The organism is Kutzneria viridogrisea DSM 43870 (genome assembly GCF_000525635.1).
GTDB classification, from domain to species: Bacteria; Actinomycetota; Actinomycetes; order Mycobacteriales; family Pseudonocardiaceae; genus Kutzneria; species Kutzneria viridogrisea.
The window spans coordinates 1,360,231-1,384,654 of record NZ_CP007155.1; the positions used below are offsets into that span (position 1 = coordinate 1,360,231).

General features: G+C 71.3%; 21 protein-coding genes. 12 read left to right on the top strand and 9 right to left on the bottom strand.

Going from position 1 to position 24,424, the window contains the following annotated elements:
* Positions 1-159: 159 nt before the first annotated feature.
* Positions 160-627, bottom strand: a complete 468-nt coding sequence (locus KALB_RS06360) for a helix-turn-helix domain-containing protein (RefSeq protein ID WP_025354887.1) — start codon at positions 625-627, stop codon at positions 160-162.
* A gap of 114 nt (positions 628-741) precedes the next feature.
* Positions 742-1,299: a SigE family RNA polymerase sigma factor gene (locus tag KALB_RS06365; RefSeq protein ID WP_236650187.1), complete on the bottom strand. Its 558-nt coding sequence runs from the start codon at positions 1,297-1,299 to the stop codon at positions 742-744.
* Positions 1,300-1,400: 101 nt separating this feature from the next.
* On the opposite strand from KALB_RS06365, the gene tatA reads away from it, so the two are divergent.
* Entirely contained in the window at positions 1,401-1,670 is a 270-nt protein-coding gene (gene tatA / locus KALB_RS06370; RefSeq protein ID WP_025354889.1) for a Sec-independent protein translocase subunit TatA, read from the top strand.
* A gap of 8 nt (positions 1,671-1,678) precedes the next feature.
* Here the strand turns inward: tatA and KALB_RS06375 are convergent, their stop codons facing one another.
* Together KALB_RS06375 and KALB_RS06380 are read right to left on the bottom strand one after the other, a co-directional pair.
* A complete protein-coding gene (locus KALB_RS06375) occupies positions 1,679-3,289 on the bottom strand; it encodes an LCP family protein (RefSeq protein WP_025354890.1) in 1,611 nt (536 codons plus the stop codon).
* A 179-nt stretch (positions 3,290-3,468) separates the two neighbouring features.
* Entirely contained in the window at positions 3,469-4,461 is a 993-nt protein-coding gene (locus KALB_RS06380) for a hypothetical protein (RefSeq protein WP_025354891.1), read from the bottom strand.
* Positions 4,462-4,664: 203 nt separating this feature from the next.
* Between KALB_RS06380 and KALB_RS06385 the strand changes: the two genes are divergently transcribed.
* Positions 4,665-6,326: a S53 family peptidase gene (locus KALB_RS06385; RefSeq protein WP_025354892.1), complete on the top strand. Its 1,662-nt coding sequence runs from the start codon at positions 4,665-4,667 to the stop codon at positions 6,324-6,326.
* Positions 6,327-6,551: 225 nt separating this feature from the next.
* Here KALB_RS06385 and KALB_RS06390 read toward each other — a convergent pair whose 3' ends face one another.
* From KALB_RS06390 to KALB_RS06400, 3 genes are all read right to left on the bottom strand, one after another.
* The gene (locus KALB_RS06390; RefSeq protein ID WP_042220274.1) at positions 6,552-7,481 is read right to left on the bottom strand and encodes an HNH endonuclease signature motif containing protein; all 930 of its coding nucleotides are present in this window, start codon (positions 7,479-7,481) and stop codon (positions 6,552-6,554) included.
* A 133-nt stretch (positions 7,482-7,614) separates the two neighbouring features.
* On the bottom strand, positions 7,615-8,334 hold the full coding sequence (locus KALB_RS43675; RefSeq protein WP_025354894.1) for an anti-sigma factor family protein: 720 nt from the start codon (positions 8,332-8,334) through the stop codon (positions 7,615-7,617).
* A complete protein-coding gene (locus KALB_RS06400; RefSeq protein ID WP_025354895.1) occupies positions 8,331-8,900 on the bottom strand; it encodes a sigma-70 family RNA polymerase sigma factor in 570 nt (189 codons plus the stop codon). Before KALB_RS06400 ends, KALB_RS43675 begins: the two co-directional genes overlap by 4 nt.
* Positions 8,901-9,057: 157 nt before the next feature.
* Between KALB_RS06400 and KALB_RS06405 the strand changes: the two genes are divergently transcribed.
* The 9 genes from KALB_RS06405 to KALB_RS06445 all read left to right on the top strand — a co-directional run bounded on the left by KALB_RS06405 (position 9,058) and on the right by KALB_RS06445 (position 18,971).
* Positions 9,058-9,600: a hypothetical protein gene (locus KALB_RS06405; protein ID WP_081789217.1), complete on the top strand. Its 543-nt coding sequence runs from the start codon at positions 9,058-9,060 to the stop codon at positions 9,598-9,600.
* Positions 9,597-10,337 carry a DUF4142 domain-containing protein gene (locus KALB_RS06410; protein WP_025354897.1) on the top strand — a complete coding sequence of 247 codons (741 nt, stop codon included), beginning with the start codon at positions 9,597-9,599 and terminating at the stop codon, positions 10,335-10,337. The genes KALB_RS06405 and KALB_RS06410 overlap by 4 nt, the downstream gene beginning before the upstream one ends.
* A 49-nt stretch (positions 10,338-10,386) precedes the next feature.
* Positions 10,387-11,460 (top strand): DUF1996 domain-containing protein, encoded by a 1,074-nt coding sequence (locus KALB_RS06415; RefSeq protein WP_025354898.1) that lies wholly within the window; start codon positions 10,387-10,389, stop codon positions 11,458-11,460.
* 168 nt (positions 11,461-11,628) lie between these two features.
* On the top strand, positions 11,629-12,396 hold the full coding sequence (locus tag KALB_RS06420; RefSeq protein ID WP_025354899.1) for a polyprenyl synthetase family protein: 768 nt from the start codon (positions 11,629-11,631) through the stop codon (positions 12,394-12,396).
* Between the two features lie 452 nt (positions 12,397-12,848).
* Positions 12,849-13,523, top strand: coding sequence for a DUF998 domain-containing protein (locus KALB_RS06425; protein WP_158510718.1), 675 nt, complete (start codon positions 12,849-12,851; stop codon positions 13,521-13,523).
* Entirely contained in the window at positions 13,520-14,443 is a 924-nt protein-coding gene (locus KALB_RS06430) for a DMT family transporter (RefSeq protein WP_025354901.1), read from the top strand. Before KALB_RS06425 ends, KALB_RS06430 begins: the two co-directional genes overlap by 4 nt.
* On the top strand, positions 14,440-15,750 hold the full coding sequence (locus KALB_RS06435; protein WP_025354902.1) for a glycosyltransferase: 1,311 nt from the start codon (positions 14,440-14,442) through the stop codon (positions 15,748-15,750). Before KALB_RS06430 ends, KALB_RS06435 begins: the two co-directional genes overlap by 4 nt.
* A 94-nt stretch (positions 15,751-15,844) precedes the next feature.
* Positions 15,845-18,178 carry an accessory Sec system translocase SecA2 gene (gene secA2 / locus KALB_RS06440; protein ID WP_025354903.1) on the top strand — a complete coding sequence of 778 codons (2,334 nt, stop codon included), beginning with the start codon at positions 15,845-15,847 and terminating at the stop codon, positions 18,176-18,178.
* A gap of 94 nt (positions 18,179-18,272) precedes the next feature.
* Complete coding sequence (locus tag KALB_RS06445; RefSeq protein WP_025354904.1) at positions 18,273-18,971, top strand: class I SAM-dependent methyltransferase; 699 nt, start codon at positions 18,273-18,275, stop codon at positions 18,969-18,971.
* Positions 18,972-19,465: 494 nt separating this feature from the next.
* Here KALB_RS06445 and KALB_RS06450 read toward each other — a convergent pair whose 3' ends face one another.
* Positions 19,466-21,706 (bottom strand): ATP-binding protein, encoded by a 2,241-nt coding sequence (locus KALB_RS06450; protein WP_025354905.1) that lies wholly within the window; start codon positions 21,704-21,706, stop codon positions 19,466-19,468.
* A gap of 34 nt (positions 21,707-21,740) precedes the next feature.
* Entirely contained in the window at positions 21,741-22,916 is a 1,176-nt protein-coding gene (locus KALB_RS06455) for an NAD(P)/FAD-dependent oxidoreductase (protein WP_025354906.1), read from the bottom strand.
* A 19-nt stretch (positions 22,917-22,935) separates the two neighbouring features.
* Here KALB_RS06455 and KALB_RS06460 point away from each other — a divergent pair, with 19 nt between their 5' ends.
* A complete protein-coding gene (locus tag KALB_RS06460) occupies positions 22,936-24,399 on the top strand; it encodes an FGGY-family carbohydrate kinase (protein WP_236650188.1) in 1,464 nt (487 codons plus the stop codon).
* Positions 24,400-24,424: the final 25 nt, after the last annotated feature.

Consider the following 24,424-nt stretch of genomic DNA (forward strand, 5'->3'; position numbering starts at 1 on the left):
GGACTCACGCTCCTGCGAGCGGGACTCGCCGGTAGTTGGGCGAGTCCCGCTCTGGGGCGTGTGAGTCCCGCTCTGGCGCACAGCACGAGAGGTGGCTTTCGGGGGTTCGGCGCCCCCAAAAGCCACCTCTCGCTCTTCACACCGCGGGAGTGTGGGTCCTCAGCGCATGACACCGCGCAGCCTGCTGAGCAGTTCAACGGTGTCCAAGCCGCACAGCTCGGCCATCTGCTCCAGTGCGGGCAGGTCGAGCTGCACCTCTGCGTTGCGGGCGCCAGTCGCACGCAGTCGGTCGCGCGCCCAGCGGCGCAGCGGGAGCAGGTCGGGCTGGGTGTCCTCGGCGACCCGGGCCAGGTCCAGGCGCACGTGCTCGCCGGGGGAGTCGGAGAAGATGCGACCGTGCACCTTGGCCAGCACGTCGTGCGGCAGCGCGTCCATGGCGAGGCAGATCTCGGCAAGCCGGACCACCGAGCACTGCCTGGTGCCCAGCTCGTAGGTCGCCAGGGTTTGCAGCGAGACCTCGGTCTGCAGCTTGCCCTGCAGCACCTTCCTGGTCCAGCCGCGTTGTTTGCGCAGCTTGCGGAGCTCGTCGCCGAGCACGCGCTGGTATGTCATCGGGTCGATCCGCACACCGGTGAGAGCACGCAGCGCAGAGTTCATTACGCGGTTCGCGAGAACTTTTTCAGCGTGACTCACCCGAATGGGTGAATACTCGCTGGTCGGAAGGCATTTCCGTAGCCGTGCTCAGGTGCCTGCCATCAGCTTCTGGAGGGCGTCGAGGGCGCGGCTGGCGGTGGACTTGACGGTGCCCTTGGAGATGCCGGTGGCCTCGGCGATCTCGGCTTCGGACAGGTCGCCGTAGTAGCGCAGGACCAGGACCTCGCGTTGGCGGGGTGGGAGCTTGGCCAGGGCGTTGACCACGGCCTGGTGTTCGGCGGTGAGCATGGCCAGGGACTCGGCCGACCGCGCGTTGGCGGTGTGCGGTGGGGTGTAGTCGCGGGCGGTCTTGCGGCGGCGCAGGACCGAGCGGCTGCCGTTGACCACGGCGGTGCGCAGGTAGCCGACCGCGGCGGCGGCGTCGCGCAGGGTGGACCAGTTGCGGTGCAGTCCGGTGAAGGCTTCCTGGACCACGTCCTCGGCGGTGGCGGGCTCGTCGACCAGCAGGATCGCCAACCGCACCAGTCGCATCCGGTGCGTGCGGTACAGGTCCTCCAGTGTCAGCGCCGGGGCCGGTGCTGGCTCGGGACCGTCCACCGCACGCAGGTGACCGAGGGTGCGCTCCACAGCGGGCTGGGCATCCACGTGACGACGGTACCGCCGCCAGGTGGCCGGTGGGTGGCGTCCTGGTGTGGAGACCAACTGGGGGAGCACCGGTCCCCCGATCGTGGGTTAGGCTGGCTGGGATGCCATTCAACGCTTTCGGTCCAACGCACCTGGTCATCCTGTTGCTGGTGGTCGTGGTGCTGTTCGGAGCCAGGAAGCTGCCCAGTGCCGCACGCGGCATCGGGCAGTCCCTGCGGATCTTCAAGGCCGAGATGTCGGCGAAGGACGGCAAGGCCGAGGACAAGTCCTCGACCCCGCCGGCCCCGTCGCAGCTCACCGAGGGGACCCCGCAGGCCGCGGCTCCGCAGCCCCAGACGAACCCCCAGCACCAGGGCAATGTCCAGTCCTGAGCCTGCGATCAGTTCACGCAGGTGACGCCGTCCGCCGTGATCGGCGCGTCGGATGAGGTGGTCTGCTCGGTCCTCGCCATGCCTCCGTTGAGGCTCAGCGGCGCGGACCCGGTGAACCCCTGGGCCCCCGGACCCGTGTAGTCCGAGCCGAGGTACACCTCCACATGCCCCGCGGGCAGGCTCGGCTCCTGGGAGACCGTGATCCCACCGCCCAGCGCGTCGGCGACCTTCTGTGCCGCGTCCTTGCCAGCGGCGCTGCCGTAGGTCACCAGCGTGGACGTCCTGGCCGGGGTGTTGCCGGTGGCCCCCTGGCCGAAGCCCTTGGCCGTGAGCTGGTCCATGGTCCGCCCGGCCAGCCCCGCCGAGCCGGCCCCGTTGAGCACGTCCACGGTGATCGTCGCGTTGGGCGAGGAACTCGCGTTGGCCGCGTTGGAGGCCGGATTGGTCAGCCCCTGCACGAACGCCGCCACCTGCGCCTGGTCCACCTGGACCGCGTCCCCGTCGTTGGGCGTCTGGTAGGAGATGTTCTTGATCGGGATGGTGCTGAACTGGAGGTTGCCCCCGGTCAGCGTGCGCATCTGCTGGGCGAAGCCCAGGATGTTCCAGCCCTGGTCGAGCACCACGGACTTCTTGATCGAGTCGGCCAGCGCGGACAGCTTGGCCGGGTCGGTCAGCGTGCCCGCGGAGAGCACCTTCTTGGCCAGCCCCGCCATGAACACCTGCTGGCGCTTGATCCGGTCCAGGTCGCCCTGGGGCAGGCCGTGCCGCTGGCGCACGAAGGCCAGGGCGGCGGCGCCCGCCACCGACTGCTGGCCCGCGGCGAAGTGCGCCCCGGAGAAGCTGTCGTCCACGGGCGCCTTCAGGCACACGTCGACCCCGCCGATCGCCTGGGTGATCTCGTAGAAGCCGACCAGGTTGACCTGGGCGTAGTGGTCGATGGTGACCCCGGTGAGGTCCTGCACCGTGCGGATCGCGGTCTTGGCGCCCTCCTGGTTGGACTGCACCTCCAGCTGCGAGCCGGACACGCCCTGCTGGCGCAGGCTCTTCATCGAGTCGTTCTTGCCGTAACTGAACGCCGAATTGATCTTGTGCGGGCCGTAGCCGCCCGCGATGTCCACGTACGCGTCGCGCGGGATGGAGATCGCCGCCGCCTTGCCGCCGCCGTTCGGGATGTGGATCAGGATCATCGTGTCGGTGTTGGTGCCGCCGTCCTCGCTGCCGCCCGCGTGCAGCTGGTTGAGGATGTCCTGGGGCAGCGGGTTGCCCTGCGCGTCCAGGCGGCTGTCCATGCCGACCAGCAGGATGTCGGTGGACCCGTCGGCGGGCTGCTCGCTGCCCGCGCCGGGATCGATGACGTTCGCCGTGGTCAGCCCGTTGCTGAAGTTCTGCAACTGGGTCCAGCCGAACCAGGTGGCCCCCAGCACGAGTACCGAGGCCGTGGCCAGGGCGATCTTGGCGCGGCGGGCGCCGGTGGCCCTGCGGTCGGCGGTGCGCTGGCTGCGCGCGGTGGCGTAGCGCGCGGGCTGCCAGTCCTCGGGCCGGGAGCGGTGGCCGCGGGGCTGCCTCGGCGGCGGCAGCATCGAGCCACGGCCACGGTCGTTCCACGGTCGATCGGTCACGCCCACTCCTCCCGGGCCGACGGCAGGGCTGTCCGACTACAGGACGTGTCTGCACCTGGTGAGGTTGCGAACGCCACCGCCGACCGGCGTCTGACCTGGTTCTACCCCCGCGCCCGGTGATCGGCTACCGGGACCACACGGTTGTGTGCTCCGTGTTGGGTACGGCGTGTCGCAGCAGGTCAGTCCCAGTCCCAGCGCAGGCCGTAACAGCCCGCGGGGATGTCCACCAGGGCGATGTGCACGCTGCCGCCCGGTTCGATGCGCTGCTCGGAGTGCAGGTCCACACCCCTGGGCGTGCGGCTGAGCTGCTTGGCCTGCGGCTGCCAGACCGGGTAGCAGCGCGCGGGCAGGCCCTCCGCGTGGAACAGCACCTGCAACACGCACTCCCTGGTCGGTTGCCGGAAGCCCAGGGTCAGCTCACTGACCCGCACCTCGGGGTTGGTGCCCGCGATCTCGTACTCGGCGAGGTAGGTCTCACCGACCCGCAGCGGCCGGTGGAACAGCAGCTCGGCGGCGGTCATCTCCTCCTCGGCGTCGTGCACCACGCGGCCGACCCGGCAGTTCGCCCCCGCCGTGAACTGGGGCTGCCCGGCCTTGGGGTCGTCGCCGACGTTCATCACCAGCATCCGGTCCGCCCCGTCGGCGCGGGCCCGCAGCACCCGGCGGACCACCATGCGGTAACCGCGCCCGGCGGCGTCCAGGTGCAGGTCCTGGTGGTGGCTGATCGTCTCCAGCCGCTGGTTGGTGTCCGGGTCGATGGCGTCGGACACCACGCGCAGCGAGCGGTCGCTGTGCCCGAGCGCGGCGAACGGGACCGAGCCGGGCACGTGGTTGGCCCAGCGCCCGCGCGGACGGGTCGGCCCGAGCAGCGCGATCAGCGAGCCGCTGGGCAGCCCGAGGATCCGGTCCAGGCAGCGCACGGCCTCCAGGGAGCTGGCCCGCTCGGGTCGGCTGCGCCCGCGCTGCCAGTAGCTCAGGCTCGCGATGCTCACCTCGTGGCCGCTGGCCTGCAGCCTGCGCTGGATGGTTTCCAGGCTCAGCCCGCGCGCCGAGATGGCGGCCTGCAGCGCGATGTGGAACGGTCCCATGCGCAGCACGTCGTTGAGCTCGCCCGCGCCCTGCTCGTCCTCGTGGGCGTAGTCCACCGCGACTGCGTTGACAGTGCTTGCCACTCGGGTTGCCTCCCCACCTCGGAAGAGTCCGAAGGTTGCGGAAAGGATAGGTCGGGACGCCAGGCGATACAACACTGCGTGAACGGTCCCGAATGGACAGAGTGGTGATTCCTGCCCCTTTTCAGAGTTTCCCTGCCCCGATCGGCTATTTTTGTCGGCAGCCAGTGATCGAAGCCACGTGTCCTTCACCCATAGGAGTGCAAGTGACCCTGCCCCGCACCGCTACCGCCATCCTGGCGGCGGTCCCCCTGCTGGTGCTGGTGTCCGGGTCCCCGGCGCAGGCTCAGCCCAGGTTGCCGTTGATCGGCAGCGTCGTGCCTGGTCTGGAGCGTGCCGTGCGGACTGGAGCCGAGCAGGACTCGACAAGAGTCCAGCTCGCCGTCAGCCTCAGATTACGTGACGAGGCCGGTCTGGACCGCCTGCTGGCCGACCAGGCCGCCGGGCGCGCGGGCTACCTGACCCCCGAGCAGTTCCGCGACCGCTTCGCGCCCGGCCAGGCCGAGGTCGACCGGGTCGCCAACTACCTGCGCGGCCAGGGCCTCACCGTGTCCGGACAGAGCGCGAACCGGTTGTCGCTGACCGTGTCGGCCACCGCGGGCCAGGTCCGCGACACCTTCGGCACCACCCTGTCCCGGTGGCAGGACTCCTTGCTGCACCGCGAGTTCATCGCGCCGGAGTCGGCCCCGCTGCTGCCCGTCGACCTGATCGGTCTGGTCAGCGACATCTCCGGACTCGACCAGCACTACGTCGCCCAGCACCGCGACTCCGCCCCGGTCGCCGAGCCGCGCCAGGTCGGCAGCGGCCCCGCCGGTGGCTACACCCCGGCCGAGCTGCGGTCCGGCTACAACCTGAACACCGTGCTCGGCACCGACCAGGACGGGGCCGGTCAGTCGCTGGCCGTGCTCGCCTACGGCAGGTACGAGCAGGCCAACATCGACACGTTCACCCGGAACTACGCGCTCAACGCCAGCACGCCCGTGCACAAGCCGATCAGCGGCGGCGGGGACGCGACCAGCACCGCGCAGGCCGAGACCGAGCTGGACATCGAGGTCGCGCAGGCCATCGCGCCCAAGGCGGCGCTGACCGTCTACAGCGCGCCGAACACCGCCGCCGGTGAGATCGACATGTGGAACGCCGTGGTCGCCGACAAGGTGCCGGTGGTGTCGCTGAGCTGGGGCCTGTGCGAGTACGACCGCAGCCCCGGCTCGATGGCCGCCGTGGACGCCGTGGCCAAGCAGGCCGCCGCCCAGGGCATGACGATCTTCGCCCCGTCCGGTGACGCCGGGGCCTACGACTGCGAGCGGGACGCCAACACCACGCACGCCGCCGACCTGGCCGTGGACTTCCCCGGCTCCAGCCCGTACGTGACCAGCGTCGGCGGCACCCGGCTGACCCTGGACGCCAACGGTGCCCGCAGCGCCGAGACCGCGTGGAACCAGGGCGGCGGCTGGGCCGGTGGCGGCGGGGAGTCCACCGTGTTCGACCGGCCGAGCTGGCAGCCCGGCACCGGCAAGCGCCAGGTGCCCGACGTGTCGGCCACCGCCTCCGGCGGCCAGTACTCCGTGTACCGGCAGGGCAAGTGGGGCACCAGCGGCGGGACCAGCGCGTCCACCCCGCTGTGGGCCGGTCTGCTGACCCTGGTCAACCAGCGCGCCGCCGCCAGCGGCCAGCCCCCGGTCGGCACGCTGAACCCCAAGCTGTACGCGCTGGCCGGGCGCGGCCTGCACGACATCACCGAGGGCGAGAACCGCCACTACCCGGCCGCCACCGGGTACGACATGGCCACCGGCTGGGGCAGCCCGGACGGACAGGCCCTCACCGACGCGCTCATCAACCCGCTGAGCCGGTTGCTGCACGGGCGCTGAGCGCGCCACTGCCAGGCGGCCGGGTTGCCCGGCTGCCTGTTCCGTGGTTGGTCGCCTTGGCCGATGGCTTTGGACGGCAGCCGGGGTTCGCGTTGTGTGGCTCGGCTGCCGGTTGCGCCGTTGGTCGCTTTCACCGAGGCTTTCGAGTGCGGTGAGGCAACCGGCTTCTGCTGCTGCCGGTCGCATGATCCGTTGTGTAGCCGTACCGCCGCTTCCCTCTCTCTGTTACGGGGGCTCCGGTTCCGCGATCGGTCTCGGCCGTGTCGTGTAGACGAACCCGAGTGGTGTGGTCCAATGCCGGACTCCGTCCATCTCCCGCGTGAACCGGTAGAGCCCGATCGTCTTCAGGTAGTGGTGCATTCTGCACAACGGTCCGAGATTGCACGCGTCTGTTCCGCCGCCTGAGGCGAATCCTCTCGCGTGGTCGATCTCGCACTGCATTGCGGGCCGCGTGCACCCCGGAACCTGGCACACCCGATCCCATTCACCCTGTGCTGCGATCTCGCGAGCGGTAGCAGCGTCCACTGGCCCGACTCCGGGAATGTAGCCGGGTTCCTCGGTCAATCCGAGCAGGGTCTTCGCGGATACCGTGACATCGGTGCGAACGGTCACCGGGCGCCCCTTGCCGAGTGCGCGGTCCACGAACACGTCGACCTGCTTCTCACCCCAGGTACGCCCGTCCTCCGCAAGTGTTTCCGCATCGGCGTCGACCTGGTCGAAGATCGCCCGTGCGGGCACGGCGTCCAGGTGGGCGGTCAGCAGGGCCATGCCATCGGGCATGGACTGGTAGCTGACCGCTGAGGAGCGCTTGAGCGCCTCGGTCTCGGCCCTGAGCTCCTTGGAGTTCAACTCGGCCGCGCCTGCCAGCCCCGCGCCCACGGTCTGGGCTTGCGTCGTGTCCAGGTTCTGGGTCCATTTCCGCACCACCTCGAACCGGTCCAGATCCAGCAGTCCGGCCCGCATCAACTCGCCCAGAACTGGGAGTCGCGCCAGTGCGGCCGACTGCTCGAGCTTCAACCGCGCCATTCCCGGCGGAATGCGCGACAACAACGCCAGCTCGTGGGGATCGTCCAGCTCGGCAATCAGCCGGAGCTGCTGGTGATCGGCAGAACGCTTGACGGCCTCCGCCGCCAAGATTGCCCGCGCGATCTCCACCTTTCCCATGCCATTGATTTTACTCCGAATGGTCGACACGGGGGAGTGAAAAATGCGGTTCGTTGGACACGGAGGGTGGCAATATTGGCGCGGGTCTCCCAGGGGAGAAATCAGGCAACTACCCCGACTGACCCTAAGCCCCGACCACCAAGATGTCCGGCCCGTTTTCCCGGGCGAACTCGAACCGTGCGATGTCCGACCGCTGCACCGCGGTGCTGCCGTCGAAGTGCAGCGGATCCGGCGAACCGGGAACCCCGTAGCCCGTGGAGTCGACGGTCCAGGAGCCGACCGGGTACTTCGTGCCCTTGTGGTCCACGGCGTACAGCACGCAGTTCAGCGGACCCCGCACCCCGGACAGGTCCACCGCGACCTTGGTGCCCCACTTGGCCGCGGTCAGCGACAGCTTGGCGGACACGTTGTTCGCCGGGTTGCTGGCGGCGACCACCTCGGCGCCGGACCCACCGAACCCACCGTTGAACCCGATCACGGCGATCGGGCCGCCGATGATCAGCACGGCGGCGGCAGCGGCGGCGAGCACCCCGAGGCGCTTGCGGCGGCGGCGCGCGGAGGCGATGTCGGTGAGCACACCGCGCAGCACCTTGTCCTGCGGCGGCGGCACGGCCTCCAGTTGGCGGGGCGGCGCGGGCGCGGGCGGCGGCTGCACGAGCAGGTCGGCGAGCAGCCCGCTGTCCCGGACCTGGTCGAGCAGCGCGGGCATGCCGGACAGTTCGTCGAGTTCGGCCTGGCAGCGGGCACACCCGGCGAGGTGGCGCTCGAAGGCGGACTGCTCCGGCTCGTCCAGCGCACCGAGCACGTACGCGGCCACGTCCACGTGGTCGGCCGGCGAGCTCATGTGGTCATCCCCCGCTCCTGCAACGCCCTGCGCAGTGCCCGCAGCGCGTAGTACACCCTGCTCTTCACGGTGCCGGGCGGCACGCCGAGTACCTGCGCGGCCTCGGTGACCGACCGGTCCTTGAGGTACGTCTGCAGGATAGCCTCGCGGTGTTCGGGGGAGAGGCTGCGCAGTGCCTCGGCGACGACCATCGCGGACAGCGCGCGGTCGGTGCCGTCGGGCACGGAGACCAGTTCCAGCGGCCCCGGCTCCACCTCGGTGGGCCGCGCACCCCGGCTGCGCCTGCCGTCGATCACGATGCGCCGCGCCACGGTGAACAGCCACGCGCGCAGCAGCCCGGGCGCGTCGTCCAGCTTGTCGGCGTTGCGCCAGGCGCGGAACAGCGTCTCCTGCACCACGTCCTCGGCCCACTGCTGGTCGCCGCCGGTCAACCGCAGCACGTGCCCGAACAGCGCACCGCGGTGTTCCTGGTACAGCGCCTTGACCAGCGCGGAATCACCGCTCACCGGGTTCGTCGCCGGCGAGCGGTCGCGTCTGGTGATCCGGTACCGCACCACGGAGCACATCCTGGCCCCACGATGGGGTTTACGGAAGGGTACGCAGGGTAATAAAACCGTTCGGTCAACTGTGAATCGTCATCAGGTCGGTCCGGGTTGAGCCGTTTCCGGTCGCGCTCCGTACTCCTAGGCGACGTTGTCCGCACAGGGAAGGACCGACCAGGAGATGAGCACCGTGTCACCGCGCCGAGGGCGCCGTCAGCGGGGTTCGAGCCGGAGTCCGCTGGCCGTGCTCGGCCTTCTCCCCCTGGTGCTGGCCGTCGGCTGCACGAGCAAGGCCCCGGCCCAGAACGTCGAGGCGGTCGCCACCCCGATCTTCACCTCCAACGCCGACGCGCCCTCCAACGCGGCGACGCTGAACGTGACCAGTTCCGGCCAGCTCGGCAAGATCGTCGTCGACCGGGAGGGCTTCACCCTGTACCGGTTCGACAAGGACACCGCCAAGCCGCCCAAGGCCAACTGCGCGGGCTCGTGCGCGCTGACCTGGCTGCCGGTGCCCGGTGACGACCCCGGCATCACCGTGCAGGGCATCAACCAGTCGCTGGTCGGGCAGGTGCAGCGCGCGGACGAGACCTCGCAGCTGACCCTGGGTGGCTGGCCGCTGTACCGCTACGCCCAGGACCACAAGCCCGGTGACACCGCCGGGCAGGGGCAGCAGGGCGCGTGGTTCGCGATCACCCCGGACGGCAAGAAGGCGGGCAGCCCGTGACGGCCAGGAGCCTCGCGCTGGCCGCGGCCGCGGCGATCACCCTCGCGGTGCCCGCGACGGCGGTGGCCGACACGCCCCCCACCGAGACCGACGCGCTGGCGCAGGCCAAGCAGGCCCTGCTCTGGCAGGTACAGGCAGGCCAGTCGGCGCAGACCAAGGCGACGGCCCAGGCCGTCAAGGACGCGGCCAGGTCCGTGGTCGCCGAGGACACGGCCCTGTGCAAGAAGATCGACCAGCTCGCCAGGCAACTCGGGGTGAGCGTGCCCGACCAGCCCAGCACCGACCAGCAGGGGTGGACCGCCCAGCTGGCCGCCGAGTCCGGCGCCGACTTCGACCGGGACTTCGTCACCCGCTCGCGACGGGCCGGTGGCGAGTTGTTCACGGTTGTCGCCGCGGTGCGTGCGGGGACGAAGAACGATCCGGTCAAGCAGTTCGCGCTGGCGGCCGTCGACGTGGTCGGCAAGCAGTTGACCGCGTGGGATGCCACCACCCTGGTCGACACGGCAGCGCTGCCCGATCCGCCCGCTCCCACATCGACGGCTCCTGTCGTGCCCACCCCCCAGGGCGCGGATCCGCAGGTCCCGCAGGTGACCAACGCCGCCAACTCGGCGAGTGCCAACCAGACCGCCACCGACGACCGGCCCGGTCCGGCCGCGGTGCTGGCCGGTCTCGTGCTCATCGTGGTGCTGGCCGCGGCCACCGTCCGGATCATCCGCAGGGTCGTCAACTCCGCATGACGAGGTGAAATCAGTGTTCGGAAAACTCAGGATGCCCCGGTCGCGGGGTGTGCGCATCACAGCGATCCTCACCGGCGCGCTGCTGACGGTCGGCTCGGCCGTCGGCGTGGGCGTGGCCTCCGGGCTGGGCAGTGCGGAGGCGGCAGCCGCCCCGGACTCCCCGCAGTTGGCCAGCGTGAAAGCGCTTCTGGCCGACCAGGACACCCAGTTCGCCCGCGGCGGCAACCGGGGCAGGGGCAACAACCGCATCGGACCGTTCCAGCGCGACTTCGTGGACATCCAGCAGGTGCGCCCCAACCAGGCCCAACCCAACGGCCAGGGCGAGGCCTCCACGGGCACCTTCCTGGACGAGTGTGGCAAGAACGAGAACGGCCACCACAACTCCGACAACTTCATCGTCACCCCCGGTGAGGACCACGGTGCGCTGCACGTGCACGACTACGTGGGCAACACCACCACCACGGCCCGCTCCACCAACCGCAGTCTGTCCAAGGGCGACACCACCTGCGCCAACGGTGACCAGTCCACCTTCTTCTGGCCGGTCATCCGCATCCAGCGGGAGGCCAACGGCCAGGACAACCGCCAGGACCAGGGCCCGGACGAGGGCAACGTCGGGCGGCTGATCGAGCCCAACGAGGTCAAGGTCCTGTTCAAGGGCAACGCCACCAGCCAGGTGCGCGAGGCGCCGACCTTCCTGCGCTCCATCACCGGTGACGCCAAGGCGGGCACCAACGGCCCGGACAACGCCAGGCCCAGCTGGACCTGCACCGGCTTCGAGGACCGGCTGACCTCCAAGTACCCGGTGTGCCCGAACGGCAGCCAGGTCAAGCGCATCCTGGACTTCCCCAGCTGCTGGAACGGCCGCTCCACCGACTCCGCGGACCACCGCTCGCACCTGGTGTTCCCCAAGGCCAACGGGTCCTGCCCGCGTGGCTTCCGCGCCGTGCCGCAGCTGGAGTACCAGCTGACCTACCCGGTGCCCACCGGCTCGGTGTTCGCCGTGGACGGCTTCTCCGAGCAGCAGCACAACCCGATCACCGACCACGCCGACTGGGAGAACCTGATGAGCCGGGCTCTCATGCAGCAGGTCGTCAACTGCATCAACTCCGGCAAGAACTGCTGAGTCGGCCCCAGCAGCACTCGCCCCAAGGCCCCGCCGGCAGCCAGTCGGCGGGGCTTCTGGCGTCCCGGCACGTCGCCGCCTACGGGCCATCTCCCCCTGTAGAGGGATGCGCTTGGCTCCGCCGGGGGAGGTTGGCCCTGACCGACGGCGACACCCTGGGGTCATCCGGTGCGTGAGGGGGTTGACGTGGTCGCAGGTCTGTCCGCCCCGCAGCGCCGCGCCCCGGTGGTCGAGGTCCCGCTGGCGCGGCTGCGCCACGAGGTGGGGCAGCTCGCCGAGGCCGTTCCCGCCGTGCTGGCGGAGCCCGTCGCGCGTGCCGTCGCCGAGGTGACCGACCCGCGCCACCGCCTGCGCTCCGAACTGGCCCTGAGCACCGTGCTGGCCCTTGGGGCCGAGCTGGACGACCGGGTGTTCGCCGCGGTGGCCGCCGTGGAGCTGGTGCACGCCGCGAGCCTGGTGCCCGATGGTCCCGGGCCGCACCGGCTGGCCGCCGAACTGCTGCGGGCCCGTGCCGGTGCCTGCGCGCTGTGGGTCTCCCACGAGGTCGCCGAGGAACTGGCCATCCTGCAAACCGACCTCGTCGAGGCGGGCTGCCGCGAGCTGCTGGCCCCGTACGGGGACGAGTCCAGTGCCCTGCTGGGCAGCGGCGGCCTGTTCCGCGCCGCCGTGTCCGTGGCCGCCCGCACCGCGGGTGTGCCCGACCACCACTGGGCGGCCGTGGCCGACTACGCGGCCCAGGTCGGGGCGGCCTGCGAGCCCGTGGTGCGGCTGCTCGACGTGCGCGCACCCAGCGGGTCGGGCACCCTGGTGGGGGACGTCCTGGCGCGGTGCGCACGGCGCTGTGAGCGGGCGGGAGGCCAGCTCAGCGGGCCCGTCACCGTTTTGTCAGTGCTACCCGAGGCATATCTGGACTGGGCGCGCACGTTGTTTGCGTGATTTCGCTGGTGAACATGGCGTAAACCGGCCGTCAACGTGTGCGGCGCTACCGGTGAACATGACAGGAAAGCGATAAGTGGCCACCCCGATAAACTGAGAGACCGCTGAGATCCTTCAAGATCAAGATTTCTCTCGACACCATATCGTGACCTCAAATGGATGTGACCCGTATCACACACGATAGTGTCATGTGGCACGGTGTCGAACCCGTCACACCCCTGCCGACCAGCCGGTACGGTGCCGTTGACCGGGGGTTTGGTGCGATCTTGCCCGACCGTGCGCCCGCATCCTGCCCGTCTGCGGAGCCCCGATGCGCACTGGGGGGTTTTCCCCACCCCCGAACCAGGGGTGTCCCCCATGGACCGACACGTGTGGTTGAGGTGAGAATCGACGTCGTGACCGATCGTGCGGCAGGGGGCCGAGCCAGGGATAGGCGGCGTACGTGGGCGTTGGTGGCCATCATCGGCTTTGTCATCTCACTGCTGCCGATGGTGTACCTGCACCTGGAGTCGAGTGGGCAGCTCAATCCACTCAAGCACACGATCAGTGACTACGTATTCGCCCACCAGGGTGCACGGCTGTTCGACACCAGCGCGCTGGCGCTGGCCATCGGCTCGGCCTCGTTGCTGACCGGGTTGGCCGGGGCCGGGCTGGTCCGGGGGGCTCCGCTGACCGTGTTGCTGCTGGTGTGGTGTGGCGGACTGATCGTGGCAGTGCTGTTCCCCACCGACCCGGTCGACGGGGTGCAGTCCATCTCGGGGGCGGTGCACAGGTGGGCGGGCACGCTGTTCTTCCCCTGCCTGTCGCTGGCCGGCTTCCTGCTGGCCAAGCGCTGTCAGGTGACACCGGGCTGGGAGCGGTTCTCCCGGACCGTGCTGCGGTTGTCCGTGGCCAGCACCGTGGTGCTGGCGACGTTCGCACTGATCCAACTGTCCATCAACCGACCCGACCTGATGCCGTTCGACGGCCTGCGCAACTACCTGGGCCTGGCCGAACGCATCCTCTTCGCGGTCGACATGGCCCTGCTGTTCGTGCTCGGCCTGGCGCTGTGGATGGGCGGCTCGCGGCAGGCGGTGGAGCCAGCCGGTGCCGAGCACCAGGACCTGGCCGAAGGGGGTGCCGCGTGACGTTCCTCGCGATCCTGCTCGCGGCAGTGGGGGCCTGCTGCAACGCCGTGTCCGCACGGTTGCAGCACGGCGGCCTGCAACTGGAGACCGGGGGCGGCGGCCTGAAGCTGCGCGCGCTGGTCGGACTGGCGCGGCGGCCGATCTGGATCACCGGTGTGCTGGTGGCCGCGGCGGGGGCCGCGCTGCACGCCACCGCGCTGGGCCTGGCGCCGATCAGCGTGGTGCAGCCCATCGGCGTGCTGGCCTTCGCGCTCAGCACGATGATCTCCGTCAGGGTGGACCGGATCACCCTCGGCCGTGCCGCGATCCTCGCTGTGCTGGCCAGCATGGCGGGCACGATCGCCTTCGTGCTGCTGGCCGCCACCAGCGCCAAGGCCACCCAGGTCACGCCCGCGGCCGCCTGGCACGCCACCGAGTTGGTGCTGGTCGTCTCCGCGGTGCTCTGCGCCGTCGGCTACTTCACCGGCCGCGACGTGCGCTGCCTGGCCTTCGCCGCGGCCTCCGGTGTGCTGTTCGGCTACGTGTCCCTGCTCATGCGGGCGGCCATCCAGCAGTACACCGACGGGCTCGGCGTGCCGTGGCTGTCCGCGGCGGGCATCGTCGCGGGCATCCTGATCGGCGGCTGGCTGGTCCAGCACGCCTACGCCAGCGGCCCGCCCGAGGTGGTCATCGGCTGCCTCACCGTGGTCGACCCGCTCGTCGCCGTCGGGCTGGGCATCGCCCTGCTCGGCGAGGGTGCCGACACCTCAGCTCTGCTGAGCGCTCTGGAGGTGGCCTGCGCCACGGTCGCCGTGGCCGGGGTGGTGGTGCTCACCCAGCGCCGCCCTTCCGCACCCGATCAAACCAATAAAGTCGGCGGAGGCGAGCGAGCGCTCGTCGCGCCCGGGATTACCGAGCACTACGACGGGAGTACGAAATGACCTGGTCCCAGGTGCCCGATCGGCACGACCCGCGGGCCGAGCACCCGACAGCCGGGACCCGCCTGCGCATCGTGATCGGCGCCGAGACCTTCCCGCCGGACGTCAACGGGGCGGCGCGCTTCACCCACCGGCTCGCCACCGGGCTCGCGGCCAGGGGGCACCAGGTCCACGTGGTGGCGCCCTCGCAGAAGGGCAAGGCCTACACCGAGGACATGGACGGGCTGATCGTGCACCGGGTGCGGGCCTACCGCACCGGGTTCCACCCGACGTTCCGGCTGGCCACCCCGTGGCAGTCCCGCCGTGCGCTGGCCCCGCTGCTCGCCGAGATCAAGCCCGACGTGGTGCACGTGCAGTCCCACTTCCTGGTGACCAGGGCGCTGATCGGCCTGGCCACCAGGATGGGCATCCCGCTGGTGGCCACCAACCACTTCATGCCGGAGAACCTGTTCGGCCACGTGCACGTGCCCGGCTGGCTGCGCAACTCGGCGTCCAAGCTGGCCTGGTGGGACCTGATCCGGCAGTTCAGCCGGTCCCGGATGATCACCGCGCCGACCCCGCGTGCCGTGCAGTTGCTCACCGACAACGGGCTGACCAAGCCCGCCATGGCCATCTCCTGCGGCATCGACCTGGAGCGCTACCGGGGCCGCAAGGTGATCACGGACCCGACCGCGCGCACCGTGCTGTTCGTCGGCCGGCTCGACGAGGAGAAGCACGTGCACGAGCTGCTGCGCGCGCTGCCGCTGATCCCGGCCGAGCTCAACGTGCGCGCCGACATCGTCGGTGACGGCAGCCTCAAGGGCGCGCTGGAGGCGCTGGCCGACCAGCTGGGCATCCGCGACCGGGTGCGCTTCCGCGGCTTCGTGTCCGAGGAGGAGCTGCTCGACGCCTACACGGGCTGCGACGCGTTCTGCATGCCGGGCATCGCCGAGTTGCAGAGCCTGGCCACGATGGAGGCCATGGCCGCGGGCAAGCCCGTGGTCGCCGCCGACGCGATGGCCCTGCCGCACCTGGCCCGCCCCGGCCGCAACGGCTGGCTGTTCCCGCCGGGCAACGTGCCCACCCTGGCCGCCCGGCTGACCCAGCTGTTCTCCGACGACGCCGAGCGCGAGCGCATGGGCAAGGAGAGCCTGGAGATCATCAGCAAGCACGGGGTGGACTCCACGCTGGCCACCTTCGAGCAGGTCTACGCGGACGTCATGGGCGACAAGCAGCGCCCCACCCGGCTCGCCGACCGCAACCGTGCCGAGGTCGAGCCCAGGCTGCCCGAGCAGCAGGCCGAGCGGGCCGTGCGCGAGCGGTCAGCCTGAATTGTCACGAATGGCGGCTTTTCCCGCCTCTGGTCCGGGGAAAGCCGCCGTTCTACGGCACCGTGGCGCGAGGTCGCGGTGGTAAACAGGTGACATGGGTGACAGAGCCAACCGCCTGAGCCACTGGTTCTGGCGTCTGCTGCAGGGACGATCCGCAGCGGTGGACGCCAAACGGCGCAATTCCGTCGTCAGGGCGGCGGGCACCCACCAGCAGCGGCTGCGCGAGCTGACCGACGAGCAGCTCACCGAGGCCGCCGCCGAGCTGCGCAGGACCGACCGCGCCGACTACTCCGACGCGGACCTCGCCCTGTTCCTGGCCCTGGCCAGGGAGGGCTCGCGGCGCACCCTGGACCTGGACCCGTTCGACGTGCAGCTGCTCAGCGCCACCTGGCTGCTGTCCGGGCAGGTCGTGCAGATGGCCACCGGTGAGGGCAAGACCCTGTCCGGGGCGATCGCCGCCATCGGCTACGCACTGCGCGGCTGGACCGTGCACGTGGCCTCGGTCAACGACTACCTGGCCCGCCGCGACGCGGAGTGGATGGGCCCGCTCTACCGCCTGTTCGGGGTCGGCGTCGGTTGGATCACCAGCTCCAGCACCCCGCAGGAACGCCGCCCCGCCTACGCCGAGGACGTCACGTACGCGCCGGTCAGCGAGCTGGGCTTCGACCTGCTGCGGGACCGGACCGTCACCGAGGTGGCCGAGCTGGTCGCGCCCGAACCCGGCGTGGTGCTGGTGGACGAGGCCGACTCGGTGCTGGTGGACGAGGCCAGGGTGCCGCTGGTGCTGGCCGGGTCGGTGGACGAGGGCAGTGCCGACCGGGACCTGGCCGCGGTGGTGCGGCTGCTGCGCGCTGGCATGCACTACGAGACCGACGACGAGGCCCGCAACGTCTACCTGACCGGTGCCGGGGCCGAGGCCGTGGAACGCGCGCTGGGCGGCATCGACCTGTACTCGGCCGAGCACGTGGGCAGCACCCTGCCCGCGGTCAACGTGGCCCTGCACGCCGAGGTGCTGCTCACCAAGGACGTGGACTACCTGGTCCGTGAGGGCAAGGTGCAGCTGATCAACCACGGGCGCGGCAGGGTGGCCCGGTTGCAGCGCTGGCCGGACGGGTTGCAGGCCGCGGTGGAGGCCAAGGAGGCGCTGCCCGCCAGCGCCACCGGCGAGGTGCTGGACACGATCACCGTGCAGTCGCTGATCAAGCACTACCCCAAGGTGTGCGGCATGACCGGCACCGCGCTGGCCGCCAGTGACCAGCTGCGCGACTTCTACCAGTTGCGGGTCGCCGAGATCCCGCCCAACGAGCCGTGCGTGCGCGTGGACGAGCCCGACCGGGTGTACGCCACGGTCGAGGCGAAGAACAAGGCGGTGGTGGCCGAGATCGCCGCGGCACACGCCACCGGCCGGCCGGTGCTGGTCGGCACGCCCGACGTGGCCGAGTCCGAGCAGCTCGCGGCGCGGCTGGCCGAGCTGGACGTGCCCTGCGTGGTGCTCAACGCGAAGAACGACGCCGAGGAGGCCGCGATCATCGCGGAGGCCGGGGCGCACGGGGCGGTGACCGTGTCCACGCAGATGGCCGGTCGCGGCACCGACATCCGGCTGGGCGGCGCGGACGGGGCCGACCGCGACCGGGTGGTCGAGCTGGGCGGGCTGTACGTGATCGGCACCAGCAGGCACTACACGAGCCGCCTCGACGACCAGCTGCGCGGCAGGTCCGGGCGGCAGGGCGACCCCGGCGGCTCGGTGTTCTTCAGCAGCATGGACGGCGAGCTGGTCACAAGGCACGCCCCGGACGCCCCGGCGCCGACCAAGGTGGACGCCGACGGGCTGGTCACCGACAAGGGCGCCCGGCACACCATCGACCACGCCCAGCGCGTGGCCGAGGCCACCAACCTGGAGGTGCACGCCAACACCTGGCGGTACAACCAGCTCACCGCCGAGCACCGGCGCATTCTCGGCGAGCGCAGGGACGCGTTGCTGCGCACCGACCTTGCCGCGCGCGAGCTCGCCGAGCGCTGCCCGGAGCGGCACGCCGCCGTGCTGGAGGCCGTGGGCGAGCAGGTGCTGGAGGACGCCGCGCGGCAGATCGCGCTGCACCACCTGGACCGGTGCTGGGCCGAGCACCTGGCCATGCTCGCCGACCTGCGCGAGGGCATCCACCTGTGGGCGCTGTCCCGGGAGAGCCCGATCGCGGAGTTCCACCGGGCCGCGATCCCCGCGTTCAAGGAGCTGCTCGGTGAGGCCGACCGCCGCACCGAGGAGAGCTTCCTGGAGGTCAAGATCACCGACTCCGGGGCCGAACTCGGGGCGGCCGGGCTGCGCAGGCCCAACGCCACGTGGACCTACCTGGTGCACGAGAACCCCTTCGGCTCCGACCTGGAGCGCACCATGCGCGGAGTCGGCAAGATCCTCAAGGGTGCGCTGTAACGGCGAAGACGCCGCGAAAGTGGCTTTCGCTGCGCCCAACGCGGTGAAAGCCACCTTCACGGCACGGCACCGGGGTTGCGGCTAGCCTGCGCTGGTGGAACCGATCACGCTCGGGCTGGTGACCAGGCTCTACCGCGACTACGCGACAGAGCTGGCGACAGTGCGGGAGGAACAGCGCGAGCTGCTGGCGGCCCGCCAGCCGGGTATGCGGGCGCAGTTGGACGACCTCGAGGCCGAGATCACCTACCTGCTGCTGCGCGAACTGAGGCCCGACACGGTGGTCGAGGTCGGCACCTTCCACGGCTGGTCCACGACCTGGATCCTGCGCGCCCTACGGGACAACGGGGTCGGCAGGCTGCTGTCCTTCGACCAGGTCGACCACGTGCTGCGCACCGTGCCGGACGAACTGGCCGGGCAGCGGTGGACCTTCAGCAAGGGGGACGTCCGGACGAAGGCGGCGGAGATCCCGGCCGAGACGGACTACCTGTTCCTGGACGCCGCGCACAGCGGGAGCTTCGCGCGCTGGTACCTGACGACCGTGTTCCCGACACTGCGTGCGGGCACCCGGGTGAGCGTGCACGACGTGTTCCACGGCAGGCGGCCCCTGCCGTTCAGTGAGGGCGCCGTCCTGCTCGGTTGGCTGGCGGACCGGAACATCGACTACTTCACGCCCTCGGCGAAGCGGGCGCCGGAGCACAACGCGGCGCTGCGCGGGCTCAAGGCCGAGCTGGGACTGGCGGAGCCGGTGCGCACGAGCCGGGACAACCCGATGGTGTTCTTCGACCTGGCGTAGCGCGCGGGCCGGCCCCCGCGCGTGTCGGCGCTTCCCGTGCGGTGTGTCGGCGCTTCGCGGGCGCTGTGTTGGCATTCGCAGGGCGTTTTCCCAGCTCGCGGGATTGTGCGCAGGAAGCGCGAACACGGCGTACCGGAACGTCCGACACGCGGTACTGGAAGGTCCGACACGCGGGGAGGTGGGCCGTTGACGGGCGGAGCCACCCCCAGTGGACCCGCCCGCCAACGCCGGTTCCTCGGCCGAGACGACGCGCGACTGCATGCCCCAGGCTGCGTCCTTGACTCGGCTGGTGCGATTGGATAGTGGTCCGATCGCACACAGTAACTATGGCCAACGCGCAGATCAGCCACCAGTGTTGATGTGTTGAGTCTTCGAGGAAACACCCTGCCCCAGGGGTGAAGGCGGTGACTCACCGTGGCGAATCGGCCACGAGGTGAACAGCGCACCTCCTGGTTTACACATCCACGCGGGCGCTGACAAGTACTCCGATCGGTTCAGCTCAAGGTTTCCAGCTGGGCCCGGACGTCGGTGGCCCGCCGGTCGTCCACTTCGGAGTACAGCCGCAGGGCAGCCTCCCACGACCTGCGCGCGTCACCCACCCGGCCCAGACCGCGCAGGACCGCGCCGCGCCGGGACAGGATGTCGGCCTCACCCCAGCGGTTCTGCCCGTCGCGGGCGATCGCCAGGGCCCGGTTCAGGCAATCCAGCGCCTGCTCCCGGTCGCCCAGCGCCAGGTGCGCCTCGGCCATCTTGCCCAGGGCGTCGGCCTGCGCGGAGGGGTCCTCGCACTCGTCGGCCACCCGCAGTGCCTCGGTCAGCGCGTCGAGGGCCTGCTGGGTGAGCCCGCGCAGCCGCAGCACCTCGCCCAGCGTGGACATGGTGACCACCTCGCCGTGCCGGTCGCCCAGTTCGCGGAACCGCGCCAGCGCGCGGCCAGCCACCTGTTCGGCCTCCTCGGCCAGGCCCTGGTCCAGGTGCAGGAACCCGAGCCCGGCCAGGGTCCAGGCCTGCCCGTGCTCGTCGCCGATCCGCTCGCGGATCGCCAGCGCGCTGCGGTACAGCTCGGTCGCCTGGTCGAACTCGTGCAGCCGGTGCTTGGCCGCGGCCAGGTTGGTCTGCACCCACGCCTGGGCGAACAGGTCACCGGCGGTGCGGGCGGCCTGCTCGGCGAGCAGGTGCGTGCTCACCCACACGCCCATCGGGGTGCGCAGGCTGAAGTAGTCCCACATGGCGATGCCCACCCGCCAGGCCGTGTCCAGCAGCCCGTGGTCGATGGCCGTCTGGATCAGCGGCACCAGGTTGGCCAGCTCCCCGTCGCACCAGCGCAGGGCCTCGACCGGGTCGGTGAAGCCCTCCGGCGTGACCGTCGGCCCCGCCGCGGGCACCTCCAGGGTGTGCACCCGGAACGGGGCCAGCGTCTCGTTGGCCCGCTCGGCGGTGTGCAGGTACCAGTCGGTGAGCCTGCGCACGGCCTCCTGCCTGGCCGGTGCGGACTCCTCGGCCCCGGCCAGCTCCGCGGCGTAGACCCGCAGCAGGTCGTGCAGCCGGTACCGGTCCCTGGCCAGGCCCTCCAGCAGGTGCACACTGGCCAGCCGCTCCAGCAGCCTGCGCCCGTGGTGCACCGGCACCCCGGCCAGTGCCGCGGCGGCGGCCGTGCTGATCTGCGCGCCGCGGAACAGCCCGAGCAGCCGGAACATGCGGGCCGATTCCCCGGACAGGTCGCGGTAGGACCAGGAGAACACCGCGCGCACCGCGATCGAGTCGTCCGTGGCCAGCCCGTCCAGCCGCTGGTCGTCGGCGTCCAACTCCTCCACCAACTCGTCCACCGAGCGGTGCGGGTGGGTGGCCACGCGCTCGGCGGCGATGCGCAACGCCAGCGGCAGGTGGGCGCAACGCTGCGCCAGCGCGGTGATCGCGGCGGGCTCGGTGGCGGTGCGCTGCTCGCCGATCACCCGGCTCAGCAGCGTGGTCGCCTCGGTCTCGGTCATCGGCCCGAGGGTCAGCTGCTTGGCGTTGGTGCGCATCGCCATGCCGGACAGCCTGCGCCGGCTCGTCACCACGACGGCGCAGTCCCCGGACCCCGGCAGCAGCGGCTCCAGCTGCTGGGACTCGGCCGCGTTGTCCAGCACGATCAGCACCCGCCCGCGGGCCACCAGCGAGCGGAACATCTTCGCCCGCTGCTCCTGCTCGGCGGGGATCGCGTTGCCGCTCACGCCCAGCGCGGACAGGAACTCCTCCAGCACGTCGGTGGGCCGCAGCGGCAGCTCCACCGGCGAGTAGCCCTGTAGGTCCACGTAGAGCTGGCCGTCCGGGAAGCGCGGGGCCACGTCGTGCGCCAGGCGCAGCGCGAGCGTGGTCTTGCCCGTGCCCGGTGCCCCGTCCACGGCCACCACGGCGGGCGTGCCGCGCTGGTGGTCGCCGGTGAGCGTGGCGCGCAGCACGGCGAGGTGCTCCTCACGCCCCACGAAGCGGGCCGCCGCGGCGGGCAGCTGGGCGGGCCGCGCGGCGATCTCGTTGTTGGCCAGGGAGATGAGCGTGCCGCCCGCCTCGAGCACCTGGTCGCAGCGGCGGGCGAGCTCGGCTGAGGGCGGGGTGCCGTTCTTGACCTTGCTCAGCCAGCTGGGCGTGTAGCCGACCAGGTCGGCCAGCGTGCGCCAGGAGATGCGCCGGTCGACGAGCATGCGCTCCAGTTCCGCACCGAATGCGGAGCCACCCCCGTCACCGCGATCTCCCATACCCCGTCCCCTCAGCTCACCCCGGTTGTCGATCCTACGTCGCCGCGGGCACCGTGGCCCGGTCCACGACCAGTTGCCGCAGCTTGCGGGTCTGCCTGGGCTGGTTCCAGCCCAGCACGCCCGTCACGACCCCGTCCACGTGGTAGGCGGCGGTGAACTCCCGGCTGGCCATGTCCCCGTCCAGCACGGTGTAGCCCGCGCCCTCCGGGAAGACCCCGTACGCCTGCACCTTGGCGTCGAACTGGTCGGTCCAGAAGTAGGGCACCGGCGCGAACGGCTCCCCGGCCCCGAGCAGTGCCCTGGCCACCGCCATGCCCTGCTCGGTGGCGTTCATCCGGTGCTCCAGCCGCATCGGCACGCCGAAGTGCGGGTTCGGCCAGCGGGCCACGTCCCCGGCCGCGTACACCCCGGGCGCCGCCTGGCAGCGCTCGTCGCACAGGACCCCGTCCGCCAGGGACAGCCCGGAGTCGGTGAGCCAGTCCGTGGCGGGCACCGAGCCGATCGCCACCAGCACGCAGTCGGCCTCGCAGAGCGTGCCGTCGGACAGCCGCACCCCGCTGACCCGCCCGCCGGAGCCGACCAGCTCGGTCACCGCGACGCCCAGCAGCACGCGAACCCCGTTGTCCCGGTGCATGGCCTCGACGACCTTGCCCACCGGCGCGCCCAGCTGGCGCAGCATCGGTACCGGCAGCGGGTCCACCATCGTCACGTCCAGGCCCAGGGTGCGGGCCGTGGCCGCGACCTCCGCGCCGAGGAAGCCCGCGCCGATCACCACGACGCGCGGACCGGCCGCCAGTTCGGTGCGCAGCGCGAGCGCGTCGTCCAGCGAGCGCAGCACGTGCACCCCGAGCAGGTCGTGGCCGAAGGGCAGGCGGCGTGGCCGCACCCCGGTGGCGATCACCAGCCCGTCGAAGCCGACCCGCTCGCCGCCGTCCAGTTCCACCGCGCGCCCGGCCAGGTCCAGCCCGGTGGCCCTGCGGCCCAGCAGCAGCCGCGCGCCCAGCCCGTCGAGTTGCTCGGCCTTGCGCAGCTGGGTGCGCTCGGGCTCCCACTGCCCGGCCAGCACCTGCTTGGACAGCGGCGGCCGGTCGTACGGGGCGTGCGGCTCCTCGCCGACCAGGGTCAGCTCCCCGGTGAAGCCCTCCCTGCGCAGGGTCTCCGCCGCGGTCAGGCCCGCCGCCGAGGCGCCGACGATCGTGATCTGCTCCATGTCGACAACACTATTTGGCATGTACCTGGGCATCGACATAGGAACGTCCAGCACGAAGGGTGTGGTGGTGCGCGCGGACGGGTCTGTGGTGGCCACCGCGCAACGCCCGCACGGCACGTCCGCGCCCCGGCCGGGCTGGGTGGAGCACGACGCCCAGGACGTGTGGTGGGCCGATTTCCTCGCCGTGGCAAGGGAACTGAGCGCTGCCGTCACGGGCATCCAGGCGCTGGCCGTCAGCGGGATCGGTCCCTGCCTGCTGCCCGCCGACGAGCACGGCGAGCCCCTGCGCCCCGCGATCCTCTACGGGGTGGACACCCGGGCCACCGCGGAGATCGCCGAGCTGACGGCCGAGTTCGGCGCCGAGGAGGTGCTCGCACGGGCCGGGTCCCCGCTGACCAGCCAGGCCGTCGGCCCGAAGCTGCGCTGGCTGGCCAGGCACGAGCCGCAGGTGTACCGGTGTACGCGCATGCTGCTGATGGCCAGTTCGTACCTGGTGCACCGGCTCACCGGGCGGTACGTGCTGGACCATCACTCGGCCAGCCAGTGCACGCCGATGTACGACCTGCACGCCCGCGACTGGGCGCGGGACTGGGCCGCTGCGGTGGCGCCCGGTCTGCCGCTGCCCGAGCTGGCGTGGCCGACCGAGGTCGTCGGCGTGGTGAGCGACTCGGCCGCCGCCGCGACCGGGCTGCCCGCGGGACTGCCCGTGACGGCCGGGACCGTGGACGCCTGGGCCGAGGCCGCCAGCGTGGGTGTGCGTGAGCCCGGCGAGGCGATGATCATGTACGGCAGCACGCTGTTCCTGGTGCAGGTCCTCGACCAGGTGCGTGGCCACCCCGGTCTGTGGGCGACCTGCGGGGTTCGGCCGGGCACCTACACGTTGGCCGCGGGCATGGCCACCTCCGGTGCGGTCACCGACTGGTTGCGCGGCCTGGTCGGCGGCGAGTTCGGCGACCTGGTGGCGGCTGCGGGGCGCGTCCCCGCTGGCAGCCGGGGTTTGCTGCTGCTGCCGTACTTCGCGGGGGAGCGGACCCCGTTGTTCGACCCGGACGCGCGCGGCGTGCTCGCCGGGCTGACCCTCGGCCACGGCCGCGAGGAGCTCTACCGGGCCGTGTTGGAGGGAACCGCTTACGGGGTGCGGCACAACCTCGCCGCCATGACCGAGGCGGGTGGGCGTGCGCGCAGGCTCGTCGCGGTCGGCGGCGGCACGCAGGGCGGGCTGTGGACGCAGATCGTCTCCGACGTGACGGGCCTGTCCCAGCAGGTCCCGGCGCACACCATCGGCGCTTGCCTCGGTGACGCCCGGCTCGCCGCCGAGGCGCAGGGCGTGGACACCGCCACGTGGAACCCGGTCGTGTCCACGGTGCTGCCCGATCCGGACCGGACCGCCGCGTACGAGCCGTACTACCAGCACTACCGGCGGCTTTACGAGGCCACCAGCGAGATCGCGCATTTCCTGGCCGCCGAGCAGCGTGGTGGGTGAGCGGTGCACGCATTTGTGAGCAGTG

Coding starts and splice junctions, on each gene's coding strand:
- tatA (WP_025354889.1), top strand. CDS start 1,401: ATGCCATTCAACGCTTTCGGTCCAACGCACCTGGTCATCCTGTTGCTG.
- KALB_RS43675 (WP_025354894.1), bottom strand. CDS start 8,334: ATGAGCTCGCCGGCCGACCACGTGGACGTGGCCGCGTACGTGCTCGGT.
- KALB_RS06400 (WP_025354895.1), bottom strand. CDS start 8,900: ATGTGCTCCGTGGTGCGGTACCGGATCACCAGACGCGACCGCTCGCCG.
- KALB_RS06405 (WP_081789217.1), top strand. CDS start 9,058: ATGAGCACCGTGTCACCGCGCCGAGGGCGCCGTCAGCGGGGTTCGAGC.
- KALB_RS06435 (WP_025354902.1), top strand. CDS start 14,440: ATGACCTGGTCCCAGGTGCCCGATCGGCACGACCCGCGGGCCGAGCAC.
- secA2 (WP_025354903.1), top strand. CDS start 15,845: ATGGGTGACAGAGCCAACCGCCTGAGCCACTGGTTCTGGCGTCTGCTG.
- KALB_RS06450 (WP_025354905.1), bottom strand. CDS start 21,706: ATGGGAGATCGCGGTGACGGGGGTGGCTCCGCATTCGGTGCGGAACTG.
- KALB_RS06455 (WP_025354906.1), bottom strand. CDS start 22,916: ATGGAGCAGATCACGATCGTCGGCGCCTCGGCGGCGGGCCTGACCGCG.
- KALB_RS06460 (WP_236650188.1), top strand. CDS start 22,936: ATGTACCTGGGCATCGACATAGGAACGTCCAGCACGAAGGGTGTGGTG.